The following is a 24,906-nucleotide window of genomic DNA, read 5'->3' as shown; positions in this document are numbered from 1 at the left end:
CCCCGCCCCGGCGGGCCCGCCCGCCTGCCCGGTCAGCAGGTCCCGGTGGAGAACGGGCCGTTGTCGGCGAACGCCAGCCGCGCGAAGTTCTCGGCGATGCGGCGGTGCCCCTCGGGGCCGGGGTGGATCGCGTCCGGCAGCGGGAATTCGGCGTGGTCGCTCTCGCCGTACAGGTCGCGTCCGTCGAGGTGGTGAAGGTGCGGGTCGTCGGCCGCGCGCTGCTCCACGATCGCGGCCAGTGCGTCGCGGATGATGGTGAGCGTGAGTCGCCCGGCAGCGCGTTCGGCGGGATCGCCCGTGGCCTTGAACCGGAGGGTCCCATCGGCGAAGTCCGGCGCGAGGGGACCGGGGGTGTCCTCCTGGACCGGACACAGAAGGGGGGACACCACCAGCAGGGGTGTCGTCGGACGGCCCTCGCGGATGGTGTCGAGGAAGCCGTGGACGGCAGGGGTGAAGGCGCGCAGGCGCATCGTGTCGCCGTTCACGACATTGATGCCGATCTTGAGGCTGATCAGGTCCGCGGGGGTGTCCCGCATCGCACGCGCGGTGAACGGGTCCAGCAGCGCGCTGCCGCCGAATCCCAGGTTGACCAGGTCCACTCCGCCCCGGGCGGCCGCCAGGGCGGGCCAGATGGCGCTCGGGTGGACGGCGTTCGACCCGTGGCTGATGGAACTGCCGTGGTGCAGCCACACCCTGTGCCCGCTGTCGCGTGCCGGTTCCACCGGGGCATCGGTGCGCAGGGCGATCAGCTCGGTGATCTCCGTGTGCGGAAGCCAGATCTCGACATGCTTGTCACCGGCCGGCAGACCGGCGAACCGGGCGGTGCCCGCGGGACCTTCGCTCAGCTCCGAGGTCTGGCTGACCATGTCGGTGACCGTACGGACGTTCCCGCCGGGCACCGTGGCCTGTGCGGTGAGACGGCCGTCGACCAGCAGGTCGTACACGCCGTCCGCCGGGGGAGGGAAGCCCTGGTATGCCCGCCTGGTGGGCAGCGCGTCGAGTTCGACGACGGTGGCCCGGGTGCGGAAGGCGAGCCGCACGCCGGAGGGCTGGGCCTCGGCCACGGCCAGGCGGTCGTCGGGTATCTGCCGCCGCGCCCAGGCCGGCAGCCGGTGCGGCAGCAGACCGTGCGCGGTCCGCTCCAGGTCGAGGTGGCCGCGCAGGAGGTCCGCGGTGACGGGCGTGGTGATCCAGTCGTGTTCGGTGCTCATCGTCTCAGCCCGTCGGTTCAGGGGTGGGGGGCCCGGACGGAGTCCGGCCCCGGTCGCGGTTGTGGTGGCGCAGCATGGCGTCGAGGGATTCCAGGGTCCAGGCCCAGGACTCCTCCGAGTCGACGGCCGTGTGGCTGAAGCCTCCGGCCGCCTCCAGACTGACGTAACCGTGGAAGACGCTGCCCAGCATGCGGACCGCGTGGGTCTGGTCCGGCTCCGCCAGGTCGTAGCCGCGCAGGATCGCCCGCGTCATCCGCGCGTGCCGCACCCCGGCGCTGGCGGCCGCCGTGGCCGGGTCGAGCCTGAGCCGGGCGGCGTCGTAGCGGCCGGGGTGGGCCCGGGCGTAGTCGCGGTAGGCGTTCGCGAAGGCGACCAGGGCGTCCTTGCCCGCGCGTCCCGCCACGGCCGCCGCGACCAGGTCGGCGAGTTCCGCGAGTGCGAACAGGGCGATCCTGGTCTTGAGCTCCTGGGAGTTCTTCAGGTGCGCATAGAGGCTCGCGACCTTGACGTCGAACTGCCGGGCGAGCGCCGAGAGGGTCACCTGGTCGAATCCAGCCTCGTCGGCCAGTTCGGCGCCCGCCAGGGTCAGGCGCTCCGGGGTCAGCCCCGCTCTCGCCATAACCTTCACCTTCCTTCGATCTGACGACAGTCATTATGCATTTACCTAAAGGATATAGGTAAACCGGACCGACTCATAGGGAGCGCACCATGGGGCTCATCCACATCGAGCTGTTCGCGACCCTCGACCTCGTCGGGCAGGCACCCGGCGGCCCCGACGAGGACCCGGTGGGTTTCCCGTTCGGCGGCTGGCAGGCGCCCTTGCTGGACGAGGTCGGCGGGGCGCAGATCGCAGCCGCGTACGAGGGCACGGACGCCCTCCTGCTCGGCCGCCGGACGTACGACATCTTTGCCGCGTACTGGCCGCACCAGGAGGGCGGCGCGGACGACGGGATCGCCGCGCTCTTCAACCGCGTCCCGAAGTACGTGGCGTCCCGCGGCCGGCCCGACCTCTCGTGGGCCGGGTCCACACGGCTCGGCGCGGACCTGGCCGGCGCGGTGCGCGAGATCCGTGACCGCCACGAGCACGTGAAGGTCGTCGGCAGCCTGAACCTCGTGCAGACCCTCCTGCGCGAGAGGCTCTACGACCGGCTCGACCTCTGGCTGCACCCGATCGTGCTCGGCGTCGGGAAGAAGGTGTTCGACGGCGGTGCGGTACCCGCCAACGTCACGCTCCTCGCGCCCCCGGCAGCCGGCCCGAAGGGCACCGTGTACCTGCGCTACGGGCTCGCCGACGGCATCCCCGCGACGGGGGACATGAGCGCCCCGGCCTAAGGCCCCGGGGAAGCCGCCCCGGCGTACCCCGTACGCCGCGGGGTCGCGGCTCGGCGGGACGGTGCCGCGGGCCCGGCATACGCTGGTTCGGGGGGCAGAGATCCGGGCGGCGACGCATGCCGGAAGGGACGCCCTGATGGACGAGTACCCGCTGATCGAGAACCACGGCCTGATAGGCGATTTGCAGACCGCGGCGCTGGTGACCACCGACGGAGTGGTCGACTGGTTCTGCTGTCCGCGTTTCGATTCGCCCAGTGTGTTCGGATCACTGCTGGACAAGGGCAAGGGCGGCCACTGCTCGGTCCGCCCGGCCCACGCGACGTACGCGACGAAGCAGTTGTACCTGCCCGACACCGCCGTCCTGGTGACCCGCTTCATGACCGAGGTCGGCGCCGGCGAAGTGGTCGACTTCATGCCGCTGACCGGCACCACCGTCACGGACCGGCACCGGCTGGTCCGCATGGTCCGCTGCGTGCGCGGCAGCATGACCTTCGACGTCGACATCGCGCCGCGGTTCGACTACGGGCGTGCGTCGCACGAGCTGCACGTCACGGAGAACGGGGCGGTGTTCACCGCCGACGGCACCACCCTGACCGTGCACACCCTCCGGGAACCGGACGACGAGCGGCTGGGCCGTCTCCTCTCGGGCGACCGCGACGTACACCTCACCCTGAACCTGGAGGCGGGACAACAGCGCGGCCTGATGCTGGAGTCCGCCGCCGACGGGCCGCCCCGGCAGATCCGCCTCGCCGAGTACGAGGAACTCTTCCACGCCACCATCGGCTTCTGGCGGTCCTGGCTGAGCACCTCCCGCTACACCGGCCGCTGGCGCGAGGCGGTGGAGCGCTCCGCCGTGACACTGAAGCTGATGACGTACGCCCCCACCGGAGCCGTGGTCGCCGCCCCCACCACCGGACTGCCCGAGCAACTCGGCGGCGAGCGCAACTGGGACTACCGCTACACGTGGATCCGGGACGCCTCGTTCTCCGTGTACGCCCTGCTCGGCATGGGGTTCACGGAGGAGGCCAAGGCATTCATCGGGTGGCTCGGCGACCGCATCCACGAACGGGCCGGCGAAGCGGGGGAGACCGGGCCGCTGAACATCATGTACGCCGTCGACGGCTCCTCCGACCTGAAGGAGGAGACCCTCGACCACTGGGAGGGATACGAAGGCTCGTCACCCGTCCGCATCGGGAACGGAGCGGCCACCCAGCTCCAGATGGACATCTACGGCGAGGCGCTGGACAGCATCTCCTTCGCCCAGCGGCACGGCATCCACCTCGGCTACCGCGAGTGGACCGGCCTGATCCACGTGCTGGACTGGCTGGCCGACCACTGGGACTCGGCCGACGAGGGCCTGTGGGAGACCCGCGGCGGGGCCCAGGACTTCACCTACGGCCGCGTGATGTCATGGGTGGCCTTCGACCGTGCGCTGCGGCTCGCCGACTTCAGCGGCCGCCCCGCACCGGCACAGCACTGGAGCGCCGCCCGCGACCGGATCTTCGAACAGGTCATGGCGAAGGGGTGGAACGAGGAACGCGGCGCGTTCGTGCAGCACTACGGCAGCCAGGTCCTGGACTCGTCACTGCTGCGCATGCCCACCGTCGGCTTCCTCACCCCCCAGGACCCCATGTGGGCCTCCAGCCTCGACGCGATGGAGCAGGAACTGGTCTCCGACAGCCTGGTGTACCGCTACAACCCCGAGGCGTCGCCCGACGGGCTGCGCGGCTCCGAGGGCACCTTCTCGCTGTGCACCTTCATGTACGTCGACGCGCTCGCCCGGGCCGGACGCATCGACCAGGCCCGGCTCGTCCTGGAGAAGATGCTGGGCTACGCCAACCACCTGGGCCTGTACTCCGAGGAGATCGACCTGACAGGACGCCAACTGGGCAACTTCCCGCAGGCGTTCACCCACCTCGCCCTCATCGACGCGGCGATCACCCTCGACGCGGCCCTGAACCGGGGCTCCGCCCCGTAGGAGGTGCCCAGGGGTTTCCGCCCACGGTCGTGGCGCCGCCCTTTCGAGGCCGTCGACCGTGCCGGACATGACGGTCCGCGGTGTCCCCCCTTGCGGCGGAAGCCGGTGCGTCAGCCCTCGCGTTCCGGGCCGCCCCCTCGCAGGTCGGCGTCGGTGAGGGGCTCCAACTCGCCGCGGGTGTCCAGCCGGTAGAGCAGGGCCACGGCGGGGAAGACCAGGACGGCGGCCACGACGGTCACGACGATCAGCCAGTGCAGGGTGCTGGGCGCCCCCGGCGCCTCGGCCACCGTCAGCCGGCCGGGGATCAGGTACGGACGCTGCGCCACGCCCCAGGCGAGTACGGCCGAGCCCATCAGGACGACGGCCGCGGGCCGGGACCACGCTCCGGACGGGCGCAGCAGCAGCCAGGCCGTGACGAGCGTGGCCAGTACGGACACGATCAGGAGGACGAGCCCGGCGCCGTGGGTGAGGCCGTGCCACAGGTGCGGTGCGTCCCCGTGGGCGACGATCAGCGTGACGGCCCCCAGCACGGCGAAGACGGCCAGGGCGACCAGCGCCCGCCGCCGGAAGTAGGCGTGCAGGTCGGGGGCTTCGTAGCGGGTGGCGTCCGCGGCCAGGAACACCGCCCCGAGCAGCGCCGTGCCGACGACGGCCAGCAGGCCGAAGAAGACGGAGGTCGGGTTGAACCAGGCGTGTGCCGTCGGCTCGGTGCCCGGTCCCACCCGCCCCGAGGCGATCCCGCCCGCGGCGGCACCGAGGAAGAACGGGGTGAGCAGCGAGGAGACCGCGAACACGGCTCCGTAGACGCGCCGCCCGGCGATCCGGCGGGTGGGCTTGCGCAGCGCGAAGCCCGCGCCGCGCAGCACGATGCCGATCGCGGCGAGGGCCAGGGGCAGCCACATCGAGGAGAACACGGTCTGGAAGAACTCCGGGAAGCCGGTCCACATGATGACCAGGACGAAGATCAGCCAGACGTTGTTGACCTCCCAGACCGGGGCCATGGCGTGGTCGATCAGCCACCGGGGGCGCTTCCCGCGTTCCGCGCCTCCCGCCGTCAGGTCCCAGAAGCCCGCACCGTAGTCGGTGCCGCCGGCGCAGGTGTAGGCGGCCACCGCGAGGAGCAGGACGGCGGCGATCACCCCGGCGGCGGTCACGGCCTGCCGTCCCGGGTCGGTGCCGCGCCGCCGCCGTCACCCGGGGCGGGGCTGTCGCCGGCCGCGACGGCGGAGCGCGGGCCGTAGGGGGTGTCGGTCTCCGGTGTCACCATCGCGCCTGCCTCGGGGCTGCGTTCGTCGTCCAGGCGCCATCGGGTGCGCATCTTCAGGAGCACGGCCAGGAAGGAGCCGAAGATGAAGACGTACACGACGACGACCAGCCCGAACATGGTCCACAGAGAGCCGGCGCGGGCCCCGGTCACGGCCTCGGCGACCCGCATGTTCTCGTAGACGATCCAGGGCTGGCGGCCCACCTCGGTGGTGATCCAGCCGCACTCGACGGCGACGACACTGGCCACGCCGGCGCAGGCGGCGCTGCGGTAGAACCACGGCGAGGCGGGCAGCCGGCGGCGTCGCCACCAGACGAACGCGTACCAGACGGCGAGCAGCAGGAGCACCGAGCCGATGCCGACCATGATGTCGAAGGTCCAGTGGATCAGGGTCGCCTGGGCCACCGTGGGCCGGTCGGCCGCCGCCACGGAGGACAGCCCGTGCACCTCGGTGGCGGGGCTGAAGCCGGCCAGGATGGAGTCGAGCTGCGGGATCTTGATGCCGCCGGTGACGGTCCCGTCGGGATGCAGGCGGCCGAAGAGGTACTCCGGAACGTGCGTGTCGGTGTTCCAGACGATCTCCATCGCCGCGAACTTCACCGGCTGCTTCTGGAACACCGCCCGCGCGATGGAGTCGCCCAGCATGAACTGGATCGGGGTGAAGACCGCCGCGACCGTGAACGGGACGGTGAAGCCCAGGCGGTGGTAGCGGTCGCGGCGGCCGCGCAGCCAGCCGACGGCGTAGACGCCCGCCACGACGTATCCGGCGGTGACCAGCATCGCCACGACGAAGTGCCAGTACTGCGGCCCGAACATCGGCGTGAAGATCGCCTTCCAGACGTTCACGTCCACGGGGTTGCCCTCGGAGTCGAGGGAGAAGCCCCGCGGGGTGTTCATCCAGGAGTTGGCCGCCAGGATGCCGAAGGCGCCCAGCAGGGCCGTCACCGGCAGGGGCAGCCCGAGCAGGAAGTGCGTACGGGCGGGCAGCCGGCGCCAGCCGTACAGGTAGATGGCGATGAGTACGGCCTCCAGGAAGAAGGCCCATGCCTCGACGCCGAAGCCGATCCCGAACACGTCGCCCCACCGGCCCATCAGACCCGGCCACAGCAGGCCGAACTCGAAGGACAGGACGGTGCCCGTGACGACGCCGATCGCGAACTGCACCGCCATGACCGCCGACCAGCGGCGCGCCAGCAGGAGGGCGGTCGCGTCGCCGCGCCGCAGCCCGTAGCCGTGCATGATCAGGGTGATCAGCGGCAGCGCCACGCCCAGCGGCACCAGGATGATGTGCGAGGCGAGGGTGAAGGCCATGAGCGAGCGGGCCGGCAGCATCTGCGGCGGCGCCGCCTCCGCCAGCAGGTGGAGCGTGGTGTGCATGCGTCCCTTTCCGGGGCCGACACGGAACAGAGGTCAGCCGCCGGTGGCGAAGCCCGGGAACAGGGTCATCCCGCCGTCCACGTAGAGCGTGGTGCCCACGACGTAGTCCATGAGGTCGGAGGCGAGGCCGACCGCCGCGTGGGCGATGTCCGCCGGGTCGCCGACCCGGCCGTACGGGATCAGCTTCAGCAGGTCCTGCTCGGCCTGCTCGGTGTCCCAGGCACTGCGGTTGATGGGCGTACGGATCGCGCCGGGGGCGATCGCGTTGACGCGGATCTTCTTCGGGGCGAGCTCCTGCGCCAGGGTCTCCATCATCATCTGCACGCCGCCCTTGGAGGACGCGTAGTTGACGTGCCCGGCCCAGGGGATGATCTGGTGCACCGAACTCATGCAGATGATCTTGCCTGCGGAGCTGGAGACCTCCGGGACGACGCCGCGCCGCAGGAACTCCTTCGTAGCCTCGCGGGCGCACAGGAACTGCCCGGTCAGATTGACGTCGATGACCTTCTGCCACTGGGCGAGGGTCATCTCGGTGAAGGCGGAGTCCCGCTGGAGTCCGGCGTTCGCGACGAGGACGTCGATGGTCCCGAACTCCTCGACCATGCGGTCCATCATGGCCACGACCTGGCCCTCGTCGGACACGTCCGCCTCGTACGCCACCGCGCGCACCCCGAAGGAGGCGATCTCCTCGACGACCTTCTCGGCCTCCTCCCGTCCGGCCACGTAGTTCACGACCACGTCCGCCCCGGCCCGGCCCATACCGATCGCCGTGGCCTTGCCGATGCCGGAGTTCGCGCCCGTCACCAGCGCCTTCTGACCCCGGAGCAGGTGTGCGGGGATCACGCCCCGGGGTACGCCCTCGGTGGAACTCACGACGGACTGCCTCCTTCGCACCGCCACCCCGCGCCGTCGGGATGACGGCACCCCGGCGGGTCCGGCGTCACCCAATCACCGCGTCCGGGGCGCGGCGGTGAGCAGCGATCCGCGTTGCGCCACCCGGTGCAGGATCTTCGCCCGGTCGGCGGTGTCCCGCGCCGGGCGTCAGCCCATCCGCTCCAGGAGGTGGTCGCCGACCCGCAGGGCGTTCGCGATGGCCGTCAGGGACGGGTTGACCGCGCCGATGCTCGGGAAGAAGCTCGTGTCGACCACGTAGAGGTTGTCCAGTTCGTGGGCCTTGCAGTTGAGGTCCAGGGCCGACGACGCCGGGTCGGTGCCGAACCGTACGGTGCCCGCCTGGTGCGCGGTGGCCCCGATCGGCATGCCCTTGTGCAGGTAGAGGCTGTGGTCCAGCAGATGGTGCTCGTGCATGCCGAGGTGCCCCAGCATGCTCTGGAGCTTGTGCCGCAGCCGCTTCAGTCCGGCCGTGTTGTGGGACTCGTCGAGCGCGAGGTGGATCCGGCCGTCGCCGTCCAGGGTGACGCGGTTGTCGGGCAGCGGCAGGTCCTCACCGCACAGCCAGAAGTCCACCGCGTGGTGCGCCATGACCTCGAAGGGCATGTCGGGGGTCACGGCCCCGGCCCAGCGCGGGGCCTCGCCGTGGATCTGCTCGGCGTCCGACTTGCCCAGCATCTGGATCCCGCCGAGGGGATAGTCCCAGTCGTCCGCGCCCAGGTACCAGTCGTGCAGCGCGAGGGTCTTCTGGAACTGCGTGTCGTTCGGTTCCCGGGAGACGGCCATCAGAGCCAGGTTGTTGTGGCGCATGTAGAACCGGCCGACCGTGTCCGAGCCGTTCGCGAGGCCCTGCGGATGCCGGTCGTTCGCCGAAGCGAGCAGCAGCGCAGCCGAGTTGACCGCGCCGCAGGCCACGACCACGAGGTCGGCGGAGAACCGGGCCTCCTCGCCGCCGGCGAGGCGGGCGACGACCGAACTGACCGTGCGTCCTGTCGGGTCGGTCTCCAGGCGCACCACGTGGGCGCCGGTGACCAGCTCGACGCCCGGGTGCAGCAGCGCGGGCTCCACGCAGATCACCTGGGCGTCGGACTTGCCGCGTACCAGGCACGGGAAGCCGTCGACCCGGTTGCAGCGGATGCACACGCTGGACGGGGTCGCCCGGCCGTCGGCGTCCTGGTCGAGGTCGACCCCGATGGGCAGGTGGAAGGGGTGCAGGCCCTGCTTCTCCAGGTCGTCGCTCAACCGCTGGATCCGCGGCTCGTGTTCCACCGGCGGGTGGGCGTACTGGGCACTCGCCGGACCTTCCGTGGGGTCCTCGCCGTGCCGGCCGTGCACCCGGTACAGGTGCTCCGCCTGGGTGTAGTACGGCTCCAGGTCCTCGTAACGGATCGGCCAGGCGGGCGAGATGCCGTCGTGGTGGCGCAGCTCCCCGAAGTCCTCCGGGCGCAGCCGGAACAGCGCCGCGCCGTAGAACTTGGTGTTGCCGCCGACGTAGTAGTTGACCTCGGGCGGGAACTCGCGGCCGTGCCGGTCGAACCAGAACTCGGGCGCGCGGTACTTCCCCTTGACGAACACCGCCGTGGAGTCCCAGTTGTCGCGTTCGCGGGGGAGGAAGCCCCCGCGCTCAAGGATCAGCACCCGCTTTCCGGACGGGGCGAGCCGGTGGGCGAGCGTTCCGCCACCCGCCCCCGTTCCGATGACGATGACGTCGTAGTGCGGAGCGTCGTTCAACCGGATCACCGTCCTCGGGCTGCGGTGCCGCCGCCCGGCGGGCCGGTCGCGGCAGGGTCCCCCTTCGAACGTATACGCCCCCCGCCGGTGCGGCACCCGGGGGCCGAGCGGTGCCGCGGAGTCCCCTCACAGGACGGCGATCGGGTTCACCGGGGAGCCGGTGGCCCCCGGCAGCCGCAGCGGTGCCACCGTGCACAGGAACCGCCAGCGCCCGAGCCCGGCGCACGCGTCGGCCAGTTCCTCCAGGTCCAGGTAGTCCATCAGGTGCATGCCCAGAGCGTGCAGAGCCAGGACGTGCACGGGGAAGGAGACGCCGGGCACCGGGCTCGGGGCCGTGTCGTTGTTGCCGTCCGAGCCGAGGACGGCGACCTGCCGCTCGGCCAGCAGCCGCATGCACGCCGGATGCAGGCCCGCCCGCGAGTGCGCCGCGTTCCACGCACCGGCCTCCTGGCGCCGGCGCCGGTGTCCCACCCGTACGAGCAGCAGGTCACCCGGCCCGATCCGGACGCCCTGGGCCTCCTCGGCCGCCGCGAGGTCCCCGGCGGTCACGAAGTCCCCGGGCTCCAGCCAGGGGACGCCGCGCAGCCGCGGGACGTCCAGCAGCAGCCCGGGGCCGACGATCCCGTCGCGCACCAGGTCGAGGGTGATCCCGCGGGCAGCGCCCGCCGCCAGGCGGCTCTCCGGGACGCCGCCGTGGAGCTCGCCGTCGAACACGACATGACACAGCGCGTCGAGATGGGTGTGGGCGTCCCCGTGCACGTTCATGGCGAACCGGTCCAGCGCGAAGTGCACCCCCGGAGTTCCGGTCTCGGGCGGGGTCGGCGCGGTCAGACGGTAGACGGCGGGCTGCGGATCGTCCGGTCCCGGCTGCGTCTCGATGGGTGCGGCCAGCGACAGGGTGCGCCCGTGCCGCACGTCGGCCGCGGCCGCGGCCACGCGCGCGGGGGTCAGGTGGGCGAGGGCTCCGCGCCGGTGCTCCGCGCCGTCGGACGCCTGACGGAGCAGCTCGGAGTGGAGGGAGCGGAAGGCCGCCTCCGTCATGAAAGGCGACACCGTCCCGTCGGGTGTCGGGTCGACGTCCGTCACGCGGGTCCTCCCGGTCTGCCGAAGGCCCCGCCTCCACTGTCCGCCGCCCCCGCGCCGCGTGCATCCCGGCGCCGGGGCGGCGGCCGCGCCGCGCTCCGGCGCCGCGACGTGGGCGCCGTCCCGCCGGACCGCGGCGCCCGGCATCCTCAGGGGCGGTGTCCGGCGACCGACCGGTGCGCCACCGGGAAGTCGAAGTACGTGTCGGGGAACAGCTCCGGCTTGTGCGTGAAGTGCCACCACTCCTCGGGCAGGTTGACGAACCCCTGCGCCGTCAGCGCCGACCTCAGCAGGTCCCGGTTCGCGCGCTGTGCCCCCTGGACACGCGGATCGTCCGTGTGCGACAGGGTGTCGAAGCAGTCGAAGCCCGTACCCATGTCCACCGAGTTGTCCGGGTACCGCTCCGCCCGGGGTGCGAAGCAGGGCACCGACGCCTGCCCGGGCCGCGGGCGGGGCGCCGGAAGCGCCGGCAGCCGCACCAGCGTCACGTCCATGGTGCTGCCCCGGCTGTGTCCCGACTTCTCCGCGATGTAACCGTCCGCGAACAGCCGGGACTTGTCGACGCGCGGATAGAACTCCGCCTTGCGCCGCTCGTCGCCGAGGTCCTGCGCCCACCGTACGAAGTGGTCGACGGCCCGCTGCGGCCGGTAGCAGTCGTACACCTTGAGCGAGTACCCCTGGCGCAGCAGGTTCACCTGGGCCCGGTGCAGGGCCTGGGCGGCGGGGCGGGTCAGGATGCAGACCGGCTGCCGGTAGCCGTCGACCGGGTCGCCGACGAAGTTGTGCGGCCGCACGTACCGCATCTCCTGCAGGATCGTCGGGTCGACCGAGCTCAGCGCCACGAACGCGCTCGGCGCCTTCGCCTCCGGTGCGGGCGCGCTCGCCCCGGCGGTGGCCGCCCCGGCCATCGTGAGAGCGGTGGCGGCGGCCGTCACGGCCACGGCGAGGCGTGCCCTCATCGGCGGTAAGGACGTGGAACTGCTCATCGAACCCTCCATCTGCGGCGCTGCGGACGTGATCGCCACCATGCTGCCCGACGCCGGGTCCGTCCCGGTCCGGTCCGGCCGAACTGCGCCCGCCCTGGTGCGGACCTACGCTGAACGGGTGACCGGCCGCGCCCGGGGAGCGGTGACGCCCGGGGAGCGGTGACGCCCGCCCCGCCCGGGAGCAGCCCGAGAGAGGTGATGCCCGATGTCCGGACCCCGGACGGCAGCGGCCCGCTGCGCGACCGCCGGAGCCGCCTGCGTGCTGGTGTGCGCGGGCGCGGGCTCCGCCGGAGCCGATGACAACGGTATGGCCGACAAGAGCGCCCAGGCCATCGCCCAGGCCTCGCGCGAGGCCATGAACGGGCTCACCTCCATGCGCATGGTGGGCAAGGTGACCGACACCTCGGGCACCACCGCCCTCGACCTCCGGTTCGACGAGCAGGGCAACTGCGTCGGCACCGTCACGCCTCCCGGCAACGCGGGAACGGCCGACATCGTCAAGCGCGGCAACGACGTCTGGATGAAACTCGACGAGGACCTGCTCAGATCCCAGGTACCGGGTCCCGCGGCCGACGACGCGATCGCGCTCATCAACGGCCGCTACCTGCACGGCACCACGGACAGCGCCATGCTGAGCGATTTCGCAGACGTCTGCGACCTGGGCTTCTTCAAGAAGGAGTTCTCCGCGAAGTCGCCGGGCGAACAGCTGACCAAGGGATCCGAGACCACCGTGGACGGACAGCCGGCCATCACGGTCACCAGCCGCAGCGCCGCCGGGACGGGCGTCTTCCAGGTCTCCACCGAGGACGAGCCGTACCTGCTGAAGCTCCAGGGCAGCGAGAAGTCCGGGCAGCGGGTGGCGGCCACCTTCTCCGACTTCGACGAGCCCGTCACGGCCAAGCCCCCGGCGCCCGCCGACTCGGTCGACCTGTCCGAGCTCCGATAGCGGATCAGCCCGGCGCCCCGGAGGCTGTGGGGCATGCCACCGGTCAGGCCCGCACCCGCACCCGCACCCGCACCCGTGCCTCAGCGCAGCTGGCGGCGGACCAGGCCGTGGAAGAGGCCGGTCGTGTCGGCGAGCAGCTCGGCGGGCGCGCCCTGCTGGACGATCCGGCCCTCCTCCATGACGAACACGCGGTCGGCGTCCATCACCGTGGAGAGCCGGTGGGCGATCACCAGACGGGTGGTCCGCAGGGCGCGGGTGGATTCGATGACCACGCGCTGGGCCTCGTTGTCGAGCGCACTGGTGGCCTCGTCGAGGAACAGGACGCGCGGCTTGCGGACGAGGGCCTGGGCGATCATCAGCCGCTGGCGCTGTCCGCCCGAGACGGTCCCGCCGCCGTCGGACAGGATGGTGTGCATGCCCATCGGCATGGCCTTGATGTCCTCCGCCAGACCCGCCATCGCGGCCGCCTCCCAGGCCTCCTCCAAGGAGAACGTCCCGGCGCCCCGGATGCAGTCGAGGATCGAGCCGGTCAGGGGCTGGGCGTTCTGCAGTACGACACCGCACTGGCGGCGTACGGCCGCCCGGTCGAGCGCCGCCAGGTCCTGGCCGTCGTAGAGCACACTGCCCGAGACGGGCCGGTCGAAGCCGATGAGCAGCCGCAGCAGTGTCGACTTGCCGCAGCCGCTGGCCCCGACGACCGCGACGAACTCGCCCGGCCCGATGCGGAGGCTGACGTCGTCGAGCACGAGCGGGCCGTCGTCGGCGTAGCGGTAGGACAGGTTCCTGGCCTCGATGGCACCGGTCAGCTCTCCCGGGCGGGTACTGGAGCGGTCCACCTCGGGGATCTCCCGGAGCAACGGCCGGATCTGCTCGAACATCGGCAGCACCGAGGCGGCCGAGACGAGCGCCCCGGTCACCTGCGTGACCGACGACAGCAGCATCGTCAACGCGGTGCTGAACGTGAGGAACTCGCTTGCCGACATGGCGCCGCGGGCCGGACCGGCCAGCAGGACGAACATCACCAGGGTGCAGAGCGGGAGGCAGACGGCGCCGAGGACCGTGAGGACGTTCTGGATGCGGCCGATGCGCTGGTGCAGGTCCCGGGTACGGGCGAACTCCCGGGCCCAGGCGGCGTACGCGAAGCTCTCGGCCGCGGCGACGCGCAGCTTGGGCAGGCCCCGCAGGGTCTGGAAGGCCTGGTTGTTCAGCCGGAGGCCGAGCGTGTTCAGCCGGCGCTCGTACCGCAGCTGCCACAGCCCCAGCCCCAGGAAGACCGCCCCGACGACGACCAGCATGGCCAGCGCCGCGAGCGCCAGCGGCATGCTGTGGACGAGCAGCAGGACGAGGCTCACCGCGCCGACCGCGCCCGCCTGTACGCAGACCGGGCCGATGCCGGACAGCACGCGACGGATGGCGCTGATGCCCATGGCCGCCCCGGCCAGTTCACCGGTGGAGCGACCGGCGAAGAACTTCGCGGGCAGCCGCAGCAGCCGGTCCCACACGGCCGGTTGCAAGGTGGCCTCGACACGGCCCTCCACGCGCAGGAGCGAGGTGTTCTGCAGCAGCATGAAGACGGCCGAGACCACGGCGGTCGCGACCAGGGCCACCCCGGTCCGCACGATGAGCCCGGTCTCGCCCTGCGGGACGTACCGGCCGAGGACCCGGCCGGTGGCGACCGGCACCAGCGCGCCCAGCACCACCGCGACCAGCCCGCCCAGCAGCAGGCTGCGCAGCTCGGGGAAGGTGCCGCGCACGCTGAAGCGGAGCAGCGCGAACAGGCCCACCCGCCCGTCGGGCAGGGGGCGGTACAGCATGACGGCACGCGGTTCGAAGGCGGCCTCGTTGCTTCTGCCGACGCGCTCGCGCCCGCCGGTGGCGGGATCGACGGCCTCGTAGCGGCCGCGCCGCCACAGCAGGGCGACCGGCGCGCCGTCCTTCTCGCGCCTGCCCACCAGCGGACCGCAGTTCTCCCGCCACCAGCGTCCGCCGAGCCGGACCGCGCGGGTGCGGATCCGGGAGGCGAGCGCGATGCGTTCCACGGTGTCCAGCTGCTCGGACGGGGTGGCGACCTCGCCCGGTGGGGACAGGGCGATGCCGGCCGCCCCGGCGACGAGGCGGCACGCGGCGAAGGCCGCGTCGGCGCTCCCGTTCCGGTCGGCACCGCGACCGGAACGGATGATGGACGCCAGCAGCGTACGGTCGGCCTGGGTGCGGGCCGCCCGGCCCGCCTCGATCCCGGCGGCGGTCCGGTCCTCGTGCGCGCGCTCCTGCTGTTCGATCCAGCCGTCCAGGGCGTACAGCAGCCGGTACTGCTGGTCGACCATGCCCTGCCACAGCGCCGCGTCGACGAGAAGGGTGCCCACCGCCTCCGCCTCGTACACGGCGCCGTACTGCACGCTGCCGGGGACGATCCGCATCCACAGGATGTCCTCGTCGGCTCCGCCGTGCCCGCCGGCGGCGGTGGCCGTGACGGTGGCCGCGGCGTCCAGCGGTGCCTCGTAGAGCACGCGCAGACCGCGGCCGATGCCGCGCGCGAAGGCGTCCTCCAGCGGGCTCGGCCGGCCCGCGGCGGTACCGTACTGCCCCTCGTCGGCGTACCACGGTCCGCCCTGGAAACCGCCGGCGTACTCCGGGTGCTCCGGGGACTCCGGACGGTAGAGCTCCCGCAGGGCTATGCGGCGCAGCAGGCACCCTTGCAGGGGCCGGCCGACCAGGGTGTGGTCGGGTCCCTCGGCCGGACCGAGCAGCAGCGTGCCCGGCTCGAGCCGGCCCAGGAAGTGCCAGTGCCCGCCGAGCGCGGCGTCCACGGCGAACAGGTCCAGCTCGCCCTCGACGACCAGCCACAGGACGAGCGGGCCTTCCAGGGACAGGCTGCGCACGCCCGAGCAGTCGACCGGCGCGCCCAGGCCGCCCAGAGCCGCGACGACCGGGTCCGGCACCCCGGGCGGCGGCCCGCCGGAGCCGGCGGAAGCGGCCGTGGAAGCGGCAGTGGCGGTGTGGTGCGCGTAGGTCACCTCAGTGCTCCTTCACCAGTGCGGCGTACGGGCCCCGCGCGGCGATCAGCTGCTCGTGCCGCCCGCGTTCCACGACCGTGCCCCGGTCCAGCACGACGATCTCGTCGCTGTCGCGCACCGTGCTCAGCCGGTGGGCGATGACCACACAGGCACAGCCGCGGCGGCGCAGGTTGTCGATGATGATCTGCTCGGTCACCGCGTCCAGGGCGCTGGTCACTTCGTCGAGCACCATGACGCTGGGACGGCGCACCAGCGCCCGTGCGATCTCCAGGCGCTGGCGCTGGCCGCCGGAGAAGTTGCGGCCGTCCTGCTCGACGCGGCTGTGGATGCCCCCGGGGCGGCGGGCGACCACCTCGTGCACGGCGGCGTCCTCAAGGGCGGCGACGACGGCCTCGTCCGCGATGGAGGGGTCCCACAGCGTGACGTTGTCGCGCACGGTGCCCTCGAAGAGGAACACGTCCTGGTCGACGAAGGAGACGGAAGCGGCGAGCGCCCCGCGCGGGATGTCCTCCAGCCGCATCCCGTCGATGCGGACGGCCCCGGCCCAGGGGGCGTGGAGGCCGGAGACCAGCCGGGAGACGGTGGACTTGCCGCTGCCGGAGCCCCCGACGAGCGCGACCTGCTGGCCGGGGCCGACCGTGAGCGAGAAGTCCTTGAGCAGCGGGGCGTCCAGCGGGTTGTAGCCGAAGGTGATGCGGTCCAGCTCCACGTGGCCCTTGAGGCGCCGGGTGGAGGCCGCGGGCTCGCGCCGCGAGTAGACCCGGTCGACCGGAAAGTTCTCGACGTCGTCCAGGCGGGCGACGTCGGCCGCGAAGTCCTGGATCCGGCCGGCGACGCCGCCCAGCCGGGAGATCGGGGCGGTGAAGCTGGTCACCAGTGCCTGGAAGGCGACGAGCAGGCCCACGGTGAGGTGGCCCTCCACCGCCCGCAGGCCGCCGATCGTCAGGATGAGCGCGCTGTTGAACGCCGCGAGCGTGGGCGCGACGATCGCCAGCCACGCGCTGGGGACGCCGAGCCGCTGCTGCACGTCGAGGGTGACCGCGTGCTGTCCGGCCCAGCGGCGGAAGAAGCCGTTCTCGCCGCCCGTCGCCTTCATCGTCTCGATGAGCTGGAGACCGCTGTACGCGGTGTTGGTCAGCCGGGCGCTCTCGGCCCGCAGCTTCTGGGTACCGGTGGCCCGCAGCCGGATCGCGATCCGCAGGGCGACCACGTTGAGCAGGGCCACGGCCACGCCGACGAGGGTGAGCTGGGGATCGTACGTCCACAGCAGCACCGCGTAGAGGACGACCACCACGGCGTCCACGGCCGCGGCGGACAGGTCCCGGGCGAGCGTCTCGGCGACCGCGTCGTTGGACTGCAGGCGCTGGACGAGGTCGGCCGGGTTGCGCTGGGAGTAGAAGGTGACCGGAAGCCTGAGCAGGTGCCGGAAGAAGCGGGCACTGCCCAGGGTCGAGGAGATGACGCGCCCGCGCAGCAGATTGGCCTGCAGCACCGCGGTCAGGGCCGCGGTGAGTACGAGGGCGACGGCCATCGAGGCGAACAGCACCCCGAGCAGGGAGGTCTGCTCGCCGATGAGGAACATGTCGATGTAGGTACGGCTCAGGGCCGGCACCGTGACGCCGACGGCGACCAGGAGCAGGCTCGCGACCATGGCGGCGGCCAGGGTGCCGGAAGTGCCGCGCAGGCGGGCGGGTACGGCGCCCAGGACGCCCGGCCTGCGGCCACCGCGGCGGAACCCGTCGCCGGGCTCGAAGGTGAGGACGACCCCGGTGAAGCTGGTGTCGAACTCCTCGATGGGCACGAACCGGCGGCCCTTGGCGGGGTCGTTGACGTACACGCCCCGGCGGCCGAGCCGCCGGGCCGTGCCCTCGTAGACGACGTAGTGGTTGAACTCCCAGAAGAGCACGGCCGGGGCGCGCACCTCGGCGAGCGCGGCCAGGTCCATCTGCATGCCCTTGGCCGTCAGTCCGTACCCGCGGGCGGCCTTGAGGAGACTGCTGGCGCGGGAGCCGTCGCGGGAGACACCGCAGGCGATGCGCAGTTCTTCGAGCGGGACGAAGCGGCCGTGGTGGCCGAGGACCATGGCCAGGGCGGCCGCGCCGCATTCCACCGCCTCCATCTGCAGCACGGTGGGGGTGCGTACGGGGCGGGGCGTCCTGCCCCGGGGTACGCGCGGGGGCGCGGGCGCGGTCCTGCGGCGCGAGCCGCCCCCGGACCCGGGCTCGGGGCGGTGGCGCCGGCGCCCGGTGGGACCCGGGTGCGGCGCGGTCACGGCAGCAGCCAGTCGACCGGGCGCTGCGCGGCGAGGTGGATGGCGCCGGTGACCGGCGTCCGCGAATCGACGGCGTACGGGGGCCCGTCCGCGGAGGACCACCGGTATCCGGAGGGCGTGGAGGCGGAGCGGTCGAGGCGGACGACGACGGCCACCGGGCTGCCGTGGCGGGAGAACTGCTCGGCGAGCCCCCCGTCGGCGAGGAAGCCGCCGATCTGCGCCCGCGTCAGGGGCGCGCGGCCCACCGCCGTGACGCGCCCGCGCAGCGTGCCGAACCGCTGCTGCGGGACGGACTGGAGGCTCAGGTCGACCGGGGAGCCCACGGCGACGGCCGAGCCGCTGCCGTCCGGCACGTACAGCACGGCCACCAGCGGGTCCTCCGGATCGCGCACGCGTTCCACGGTGGCCACGTCCGCCCCCGTGGCGACGACCGAACCGACCTTGGCCACCAGCGTCGTCAGCCGGCCGCCGGTCACCACGCGCACGGGCCGTTCCCCCTGCTCCGTACGGACGTTGAGCAGGGGCGCGCCGGCGGCCAGCAACTGGCCCTCCTCGGCGAGGACTCCGGTCACCTGTCCCGCGATCGGCGTCTGCAGGACGTAACTGCCCTCGGCCCGGGTGAGGATGCCGGACGCGCTCAGCTTGGAGGACACGGTGCCGGTGAAGGCCCAGTAGGCCGCGGCCGCCATGACGACGACCGTGACGGCCAGGACGAGTCGCCCTTGCGGGCGGGCGAAGCGAACGGGCAGGTCCAATTCCTCGGGCGATTGCAGCTTGGAAAGAGCCTTTTGGCGAAACTGCACGAACTGTTCCTTCAGCTGCATTCGTATCTTCGGGCGGACATGCGGATGCCCGCGAACCCCGGAGCCGTGGGGGACGCTCCGGGGTTCACGGGTATTTCCGGATCAGAGACCGGCGCGACCGGCGTTCACCGAAACGCCGGTGATGCCCGTGACGAGGCCGGGGACGTGGGACACGATGCCCGTCGCGGCCTGGACGGTGTGGAGGGAGCCCACGACGCCCACGACGCCCACGACATTGTTGACATCGCTGGTCACAGCGCCGGCCAGGCCGCCGGACACGCTGATGATGCCACCGGACACGGCGTCCAGCTCGGTGTCGTCGATCTCACGGGTCTCAAGGTCGTTACGCATGGCGCGCACCTTTCATCTGGGGGGAGGAATTCATCGCCGAGCGGTGGGCGGCGTGAAACTCGGCCGCCGTTCCCGACTGCTGCGATGCGAATGATGAAAGCACGCGAACGGGCCGCCCACCCAATCCCGTTGACTTCCCGTCACGGGTGGACAGCCGTCTCCGCCGACGGACGTGCAGCTTGATTCACCGAATGGTGGCGACTTCTTCACAGAATCGAGTAACAGAAATGGGCAGTGCGGTCCTTACATGGCACCTAACGGGAGGAACCATCCCTAAACGGATAGACCAAAGCGCGACAAACCGCCGTGTGGGGGAGGTTGGCTGTCGAGATCGCGGACGCGATGTGCAGGTTTCCCGGGGGTGCTCAGGGTGTCGGGCCCGTCACACCGGGTGCGCCCGGACCCCGCGGCTACGGGCTGACGTCGTCCACGAGTTCCGCCAGTGCCGCCGCCAGCGCGACGAGGCCGGAGCCGGCGGGACCACCGGGCTCGGGCATGTACACGTCGCGGCGGATCTCGATCATCAGCGCGCCGACCCGCCGGTCCCTGGCGTAGTGGTCGAGCGGCACGTACGTACCGGCGAAGGGGCTGTCGAGCCCGGTGCCGCCGAAGCCCGCGAAGGCCTTCTCGGCCGCGGCGAGGAGGCCGGGCGGGGTGTGGAAGGGGTCCGTGCCCAGGCAGATCGGGGGGCGAGGGCCGGCGCCGTGCAGTTCGTACGGGAGCGGCTCCGACGGGTACGAGTGCACGTCGATGATCACGGCGCGCCCGACGGTCTCCAGCCGGTCACCCACGGCCCGCGCCATCGCGTCCGCGTACGGGTGGAAGTAGCGGTCGACCAACGGCCGGCCGTCGAATCCGTCGGCGCGCAGGCGCTCGCGGTGGGTGGTGCGCGTGTACACCGCTCCCATCCCCACGGCCAGCATCTCCTCGCGCTCGTCGGGGAAGCGCTCGGGGTCGACGACGAGGCGGGACAGCCCGTTGACGAACCGCCACGGCGTGACGGCGGCCGCGGCCGAGGCCGCCGCGGCGATGTCCGCGGTGTGGGAGTCGGTGATGTGGTCGAGCTCCCGCTCCAGCTCCCGGTCGTCCAGGAGGATGCCGCCGCGGACGGACTCGGGTATGACGCGCGAGGAGTGCGGTACGTGCAGGATCACCGGCGACGTGCCGGCGCCGGGCAGGATCCGGAAGGGCGCGGGCGCAGGGTTCATGTGTGGTCCTCGGTGAGGCGGGTGCCCGTGAGGGCATGACCGCCCCATCCTCCCGGCGCGGGGCCGGAAGTCACCGTTCCGTTCGCCGCCCGGAGACCTGTGTCCCCCGGGTGCCACACCACCCCGCGCCGGCCCTGCGCGCCACCGCGGTCACCGGGTCTCGGCGGTCACCGGGTGTCGGACGCCGGCAGTGCCTCCAGGACCCTCTTGAGGTTGCGCAGGGTGGTGCGGATGTTCCCGCGCTGGAAGTCGGCGAAGGTGTGTCCCCGCGTCGCGATCCGGTCGAAGGCGTGGGCCACGAAGTCCGGCCACGCGCGCCGGTCGTCGGTCCACGTCTCGGTCACCCGGGTGCCCTCCGGGACCGGCTCGAACCGGTACTCCCAGGTGGCGATGGAGCCGGGCACCCGCGGCCGCCGGATCCCGATGGCGTGCACCCGGAACCGGAACAGCCGGTCCTGTTCGACCGCCGTCACCGTGCACCGGGTGGTCCAGCGGAAGGCGCCGCGCTTGTTCCGCCCGTCGAAGACCGTCCCGACGCGGGCCTCCCCGGCGCTTCCGCGCACGGTGGCGCCGAGGTTCTCCGGACTCCAGTCGCCCATCCGGGTGGGATCGCAGACGTGCCGGAAGACGTCGGCGGGGCTGACGTCGACGACGATGCTGTCGGACACGGTGAACGTACGAGGCATGGCTCCCCCTCTCGGCGGCCGACGCTACCGTGCCCCACGGCCCCGTGGCTACCTCTCGGTAACTTCAGGGGCCGGGAGCACGGCCGAACCGGCTACTGCCAGTCGTCCCACGGCGGGGGAGGCATCTCGTCGAGGTCGAAGGGCGGCTCGTCGGGGTCCGGAGCCTGCGCATGGGCCGACGCCTCCGCACGGGCCGGCGCTTGCGCATGGGCCGGTGCCTCCGCATGGGCGGGCGCCGAAGGCGCGGGCCGGGCCGCCGGGGGAGTCGGCGCCGCGCCCTCGGACTCCGCCGGGGGAGAGGCCGCCGCCCCGCACTCGGCCAGGGTGTCGAGGACGCCCTCGGCGTACTTGGCGAGCTTGGCCTCGCCGACGCCGCCGATGGTGCCCAGCTCCTCCGCCGTGGCGGGCAGCCGCGTCGCGATCTCCCGCAGCGTCGCGTCGTGGAAGACGACGTACGCCGGTACGCCCTGCTCCTTCGCCGTCTCGGCCCGCCACGCGCGCAGGGCCAGGAACACCGGTTCCGCTGCGGCTGGCAGGTCGACGGGTACCCGGGCGCCCTTCCCCGAGCGCGATCCGGACTCCTTGCGGGCGGGGCCGGTGGGGGCCTTCTCCTTCCGCATCGGGACGCTGCGGCGTCCGCCCAGCACCTCGCCGCTGTCCGGGGTCAGCACGAGCGTCCCGTACTCGCCCTCCACCGCCAGCAGCCGCTGCGCCAGCAGCTGCCGTACGACGCCCCGCCACTCGGCGGTGCTCAGGTCCGCGCCGATGCCGAACACCGAGAGCGCGTCGTGGTCGAACTGGATGACCTTGGCCGTCTTCTTGCCCTGGAGGATGTCGATGATCTGGCCGGCGCCGAACTTCTGGCGCCGCTCGTTCGCCAGCCGCCACACGGTCGACAGCAGCTTCTGCGAGGCGACCGTCGCGTCCCAGGACTCGGCCGGCGTCAGGCAGGTGTCGCAGTTGCCGCACGGCGTGCCCGTCTGGCCGAAGTACGCCAGCAGCCGCACCCGGCGGCAGTCGACCGTCTCGCACAGCGCGAGCATGGCGTCCAGGTGCATGCCCAGGGAGCGGCGATGCGTCTCGTCGCCCTCGGAACCCTCGATGAGCTTGCGCTGCTGGACCACGTCCTGCAGGCCGTACGCCAGCCACGCCGTGGCCGGCTCGCCGTCACGGCCGGCACGGCCGGTCTCCTGGTAGTAGCCCTCGACCGACTTCGGGAGGTCGAGGTGGGCCACGAAGCGCACGTCCGGCTTGTCGATGCCCATGCCGAAGGCGATCGTGGCCACCACGACGACCCCTTCCTCCCGCAGGAAGCGCGCCTGGTTCGCCGCACGCGCCCGGGCGTCCATGCCGGCGTGGTACGCCACGGCGTCGATGCCCTGCTCCACCAGGAAGGCGGCCGTCTTCTCCACCGAGGCCCGCGAGAGGCAGTAGACGACCCCCGCGTCCCCGGCGTGCTCGCTGCGGATCAGCTCCAGCACCTGCTTGAGCGGGTTGTTCTTCGGGGCGATGCGGTACTGGATGTTCGGCCGGTCGAAGCTCGCGACGAAATGCCGGGCGTCCTCCAGACCGAGCCGCGCCACGATCTCGGCGTGGGTCGCCTCGGTGGCCGTCGCGGTGAGCGCGATCCGCGGCACCTTCGGCCAGCGCTCGTGCAGCATCGACAGCGCGAGGTAGTCGGGCCGGAAGTCGTGACCCCACTGGGCGACGCAGTGCGCCTCGTCGATCGCGAAGACCGACACCTTGCCCCGGTCGAGCAGCCGCTGGGTGCTCTCGGTGCGCAGCCGCTCGGGAGCCAGGTAGAGCAGGTCCAGCTCGTCGGCGAGGAAGGCCTGCTCGACGGCCTGCCGCTCGAAGGGGTCCTGCGTCGAGTTGAGGAATCCGGCCCGCACCCCGAGGGCGGTCAGCGCGTTCACCTGGTCCTGCATGAGCGCGATGAGCGGCGAGATCACCACGCCCGTGCCGTCTCTGACCAGCGCCGGGATCTGGTAGCAGAGCGACTTGCCGCCGCCGGTCGGCATCAGCACAAGAGCGTCGCCGCCGCCGACGACCTGCTCGATGATCTCCTCCTGCTCGCCGCGGAAGGAGCTGTATCCGAACACACGGTGCAGAACCTGCAGAGCGTCGGAGGATTCGGGGGAGGTGTCCGGAAGTGCCATCCGTCAAGCCTATCGACACCCACGGACACCGGACCCGGCATCCCGGGATGGCGAGGCCATGACACCAGGGGTGAGCGAAGCGGGCCGCCTCACCCCTGGCGGGCGAGGCGGCCGTCGCCCTGTCGGGCGCGATCCTTCGCAGCCCGCACGCCTGCCCGTCGAGCCGCTGTGGATCTGCCGCATCACACCGTGGCTGCTGGGCGTGGCCGTGATCCTGCCCGCCCTGTCCGTGGCGACCGAGCTGGCGATCCGGCCGGACGGCGACGACCTCAGGCGCATCGCCGCGATACAGAAGGCCGGCGCCGAAACCGCCGAGGGCACGGTCGTCAGCGTCGGGCGGCGGACGTGGGACGACCCGAAGGTGGCGCGTTCTCCCTGCCGCCCCATCTCACGGTGGCCGCCTTCGTTCCCGGCGGCCTCCTGCTGTACATCTGGGTGCTGCGCGTGACCTGGTACGCCCCGAAGGCCGACGCCGCCGCCCGTACCCTCCGCGAGCTGGTCAGAGGCCGCGTCGGGGCTTCGGCGTAGTCGCTTGATACGTCTCGCCCGCCGCACACGGCCCGGCCCGACACGTCGCCGTCGATACGGCCCAGCGGTAGTCGTACCGTCGATTCCGCACACGTGCATCGCTTCGGGAACGGCGGATCGGGCCGTACGCCAAGGCGCTCCAGGCCACAGGGCGGGGCGTCAGCGATTTACTCGCCCACGGACTCGCTGCACAGGGCTCCGGCACCCTTGTCAGCACCGCAGCTCCGCCGCGCGATCGCACATCACCTCCACAGCGTCAGGCAGTCGAGGAAGCGGCCCGGGGTGGGCTTCCCGGATGAGCTTCACCGCCTGAAGCTGCCGACCACTCCTGATCAGCTCGTCCACCTCTTCCCGAACCACCGGCGGCAACGCATCCCAGATCGAGTTCTCCATGCGCCGATCCAAGCAACTCACCCTCTCCCACCACCACCGAATTGAACGCCGCGACCATGTCGAAGCCCTGGGAGTCGGTTCCTTGTCCGTCGACTACGAGGGCGCCTCGATTGCCGAGGTCCAGGACCTCGCGCTCGTCGGTGACGTCCTCACCGGCTTGCTGCCACAGCCGACGTACGTGGCGAGGGCGGCGGCTTTCGGACATTTCGCGCCGATGCCGAGCGGAGAGGCACGTGCGCGGCTTTCGGGGGCAGGCGAGGGTTTGTTCCGTAGCCGCACGCCGTCTCCGGCCGAACGACCGACCGGGCGGCGTTCCGTTCAAGGAGGTTTCGTCATGTTGATCAGTGTCATCCGCACAGGCGGTTTCGCGGGCGGGGAGCGGACCGCTTCCCTCGACACACAGTGCCGCGCCGACGGTGCAGAGCTTGAGCGGCTGGCCGAGCGCGCACTCAGTGGTGAGGTCCCCGCGGGTCCGGATCCCGTGCCGGACGCGTTCAGCTATGTCCTCCGGGTCGACGGCAAGCTGGTGGAGTTACAGGAGCCCTACCTCACCGAGGACCAGCGGCAGCTGATCGACGTGGTCATGGCCGAAGCGGTCTGAGAGAGCGGTGGAGCGGTGCCGTACCGGACCGACCCGGGGCCGGTACGGCACAGGCGGCCGGGCCGGCCGTAGTCCACGGCACCCGCCCGTAC

22 protein-coding genes are annotated in these 24,906 nt (G+C 72.2%); 6 read left to right on the top strand and 16 right to left on the bottom strand.

The window, feature by feature from the left end; all coding sequences use genetic code 11:
* Positions 1-32: 32 nt before the first annotated feature.
* Both Sspor_RS05670 and Sspor_RS05665 read right to left on the bottom strand, forming a co-directional pair.
* Positions 33-1,211, bottom strand: a complete 1,179-nt coding sequence (locus tag Sspor_RS05670) for a GDSL-type esterase/lipase family protein (protein WP_202198067.1) — start codon at positions 1,209-1,211, stop codon at positions 33-35.
* Between the two features lie 4 nt (positions 1,212-1,215).
* Positions 1,216-1,830: a TetR/AcrR family transcriptional regulator gene (locus Sspor_RS05665; RefSeq protein ID WP_202198066.1), complete on the bottom strand. Its 615-nt coding sequence runs from the start codon at positions 1,828-1,830 to the stop codon at positions 1,216-1,218.
* A gap of 89 nt (positions 1,831-1,919) precedes the next feature.
* Here Sspor_RS05665 and Sspor_RS05660 point away from each other — a divergent pair, with 89 nt between their 5' ends.
* Positions 1,920-2,543: a dihydrofolate reductase family protein gene (locus Sspor_RS05660; RefSeq protein ID WP_202198065.1), complete on the top strand. Its 624-nt coding sequence runs from the start codon at positions 1,920-1,922 to the stop codon at positions 2,541-2,543.
* Positions 2,544-2,679: 136 nt separating this feature from the next.
* Positions 2,680-4,521: a glycoside hydrolase family 15 protein gene (locus Sspor_RS05655; protein ID WP_202198064.1), complete on the top strand. Its 1,842-nt coding sequence runs from the start codon at positions 2,680-2,682 to the stop codon at positions 4,519-4,521.
* A gap of 110 nt (positions 4,522-4,631) precedes the next feature.
* Here the strand turns inward: Sspor_RS05655 and Sspor_RS05650 are convergent, their stop codons facing one another.
* The 6 genes from Sspor_RS05650 to Sspor_RS05625 form a co-directional block, all read right to left on the bottom strand.
* On the bottom strand, positions 4,632-5,675 hold the full coding sequence (locus tag Sspor_RS05650) for a cytochrome d ubiquinol oxidase subunit II (protein WP_202198063.1): 1,044 nt from the start codon (positions 5,673-5,675) through the stop codon (positions 4,632-4,634).
* Complete coding sequence (locus Sspor_RS05645) at positions 5,672-7,162, bottom strand: cytochrome ubiquinol oxidase subunit I (protein WP_202198062.1); 1,491 nt, start codon at positions 7,160-7,162, stop codon at positions 5,672-5,674. The genes Sspor_RS05650 and Sspor_RS05645 overlap by 4 nt, the downstream gene beginning before the upstream one ends.
* 33 nt (positions 7,163-7,195) lie before the next feature.
* On the bottom strand, positions 7,196-7,990 hold the full coding sequence (locus tag Sspor_RS05640) for an SDR family oxidoreductase (protein WP_202203497.1): 795 nt from the start codon (positions 7,988-7,990) through the stop codon (positions 7,196-7,198).
* A 213-nt stretch (positions 7,991-8,203) separates the two neighbouring features.
* Positions 8,204-9,784 (bottom strand): GMC oxidoreductase, encoded by a 1,581-nt coding sequence (locus Sspor_RS05635; RefSeq protein WP_202198061.1) that lies wholly within the window; start codon positions 9,782-9,784, stop codon positions 8,204-8,206.
* Between the two features lie 126 nt (positions 9,785-9,910).
* Positions 9,911-10,825 carry a cyclase family protein gene (locus Sspor_RS05630; RefSeq protein ID WP_202203496.1) on the bottom strand — a complete coding sequence of 305 codons (915 nt, stop codon included), beginning with the start codon at positions 10,823-10,825 and terminating at the stop codon, positions 9,911-9,913.
* Positions 10,826-11,016: 191 nt separating this feature from the next.
* Positions 11,017-11,826, bottom strand: a complete 810-nt coding sequence (locus tag Sspor_RS05625) for a M15 family metallopeptidase (protein WP_202203495.1) — start codon at positions 11,824-11,826, stop codon at positions 11,017-11,019.
* A gap of 13 nt (positions 11,827-11,839) precedes the next feature.
* On the opposite strand from Sspor_RS05625, the gene Sspor_RS05620 reads away from it, so the two are divergent.
* On the top strand, positions 11,840-12,016 hold the full coding sequence (locus Sspor_RS05620; protein WP_202198060.1) for a hypothetical protein: 177 nt from the start codon (positions 11,840-11,842) through the stop codon (positions 12,014-12,016).
* A gap of 42 nt (positions 12,017-12,058) precedes the next feature.
* Positions 12,059-12,799 (top strand): hypothetical protein, encoded by a 741-nt coding sequence (locus tag Sspor_RS05615; protein ID WP_202198059.1) that lies wholly within the window; start codon positions 12,059-12,061, stop codon positions 12,797-12,799.
* Positions 12,800-12,879: 80 nt separating this feature from the next.
* On the opposite strand, the gene Sspor_RS05610 is transcribed toward Sspor_RS05615, so the two are convergent.
* The 7 genes from Sspor_RS05610 to recQ form a co-directional block, all read right to left on the bottom strand.
* Positions 12,880-15,738, bottom strand: a complete 2,859-nt coding sequence (locus Sspor_RS05610; protein WP_202203494.1) for an NHLP bacteriocin export ABC transporter permease/ATPase subunit — start codon at positions 15,736-15,738, stop codon at positions 12,880-12,882.
* Positions 15,739-15,814: 76 nt separating this feature from the next.
* Positions 15,815-18,085: an NHLP family bacteriocin export ABC transporter peptidase/permease/ATPase subunit gene (locus Sspor_RS05605; RefSeq protein WP_202198058.1), complete on the bottom strand. Its 2,271-nt coding sequence runs from the start codon at positions 18,083-18,085 to the stop codon at positions 15,815-15,817.
* Positions 18,082-18,888 (bottom strand): HlyD family efflux transporter periplasmic adaptor subunit, encoded by an 807-nt coding sequence (locus Sspor_RS05600; RefSeq protein ID WP_202198057.1) that lies wholly within the window; start codon positions 18,886-18,888, stop codon positions 18,082-18,084. The genes Sspor_RS05605 and Sspor_RS05600 overlap by 4 nt, the downstream gene beginning before the upstream one ends.
* Positions 18,889-18,990: 102 nt before the next feature.
* Positions 18,991-19,239: a hypothetical protein gene (locus Sspor_RS05595; protein WP_202198056.1), complete on the bottom strand. Its 249-nt coding sequence runs from the start codon at positions 19,237-19,239 to the stop codon at positions 18,991-18,993.
* 410 nt (positions 19,240-19,649) lie between these two features.
* Positions 19,650-20,447, bottom strand: coding sequence for an N-formylglutamate amidohydrolase (locus Sspor_RS05590; protein WP_202198055.1), 798 nt, complete (start codon positions 20,445-20,447; stop codon positions 19,650-19,652).
* 167 nt (positions 20,448-20,614) lie between these two features.
* Positions 20,615-21,133, bottom strand: a complete 519-nt coding sequence (locus Sspor_RS05585; protein WP_202198054.1) for an SRPBCC family protein — start codon at positions 21,131-21,133, stop codon at positions 20,615-20,617.
* Positions 21,134-21,225: 92 nt separating this feature from the next.
* Positions 21,226-23,292 carry a DNA helicase RecQ gene (gene recQ, locus Sspor_RS05580; protein WP_202198053.1) on the bottom strand — a complete coding sequence of 689 codons (2,067 nt, stop codon included), beginning with the start codon at positions 23,290-23,292 and terminating at the stop codon, positions 21,226-21,228.
* Positions 23,293-23,637: 345 nt separating this feature from the next.
* Between recQ and Sspor_RS05575 the strand changes: the two genes are divergently transcribed.
* The gene (locus Sspor_RS05575) at positions 23,638-23,820 is read left to right on the top strand and encodes a hypothetical protein (RefSeq protein ID WP_202198052.1); all 183 of its coding nucleotides are present in this window, start codon (positions 23,638-23,640) and stop codon (positions 23,818-23,820) included.
* A gap of 210 nt (positions 23,821-24,030) precedes the next feature.
* Here the strand turns inward: Sspor_RS05575 and Sspor_RS05570 are convergent, their stop codons facing one another.
* Positions 24,031-24,213, bottom strand: coding sequence for a hypothetical protein (locus Sspor_RS05570; protein WP_202198051.1), 183 nt, complete (start codon positions 24,211-24,213; stop codon positions 24,031-24,033).
* On the opposite strand from Sspor_RS05570, the gene Sspor_RS41300 reads away from it, so the two are divergent.
* Complete coding sequence (locus Sspor_RS41300; RefSeq protein ID WP_308445523.1) at positions 24,212-24,814, top strand: protealysin inhibitor emfourin; 603 nt, start codon at positions 24,212-24,214, stop codon at positions 24,812-24,814. The genes Sspor_RS05570 and Sspor_RS41300 overlap by 2 nt on opposite strands.
* Positions 24,815-24,906: the final 92 nt, after the last annotated feature.

Source organism: Streptomyces spororaveus (genome assembly GCF_016755875.1).
In the GTDB taxonomy this organism is placed as follows: Bacteria; Actinomycetota; Actinomycetes; order Streptomycetales; family Streptomycetaceae; genus Streptomyces; species Streptomyces spororaveus.
Note: the sequence above shows the minus strand (reverse complement) of the source record. Positions and strands in the feature narration are given on the sequence as shown.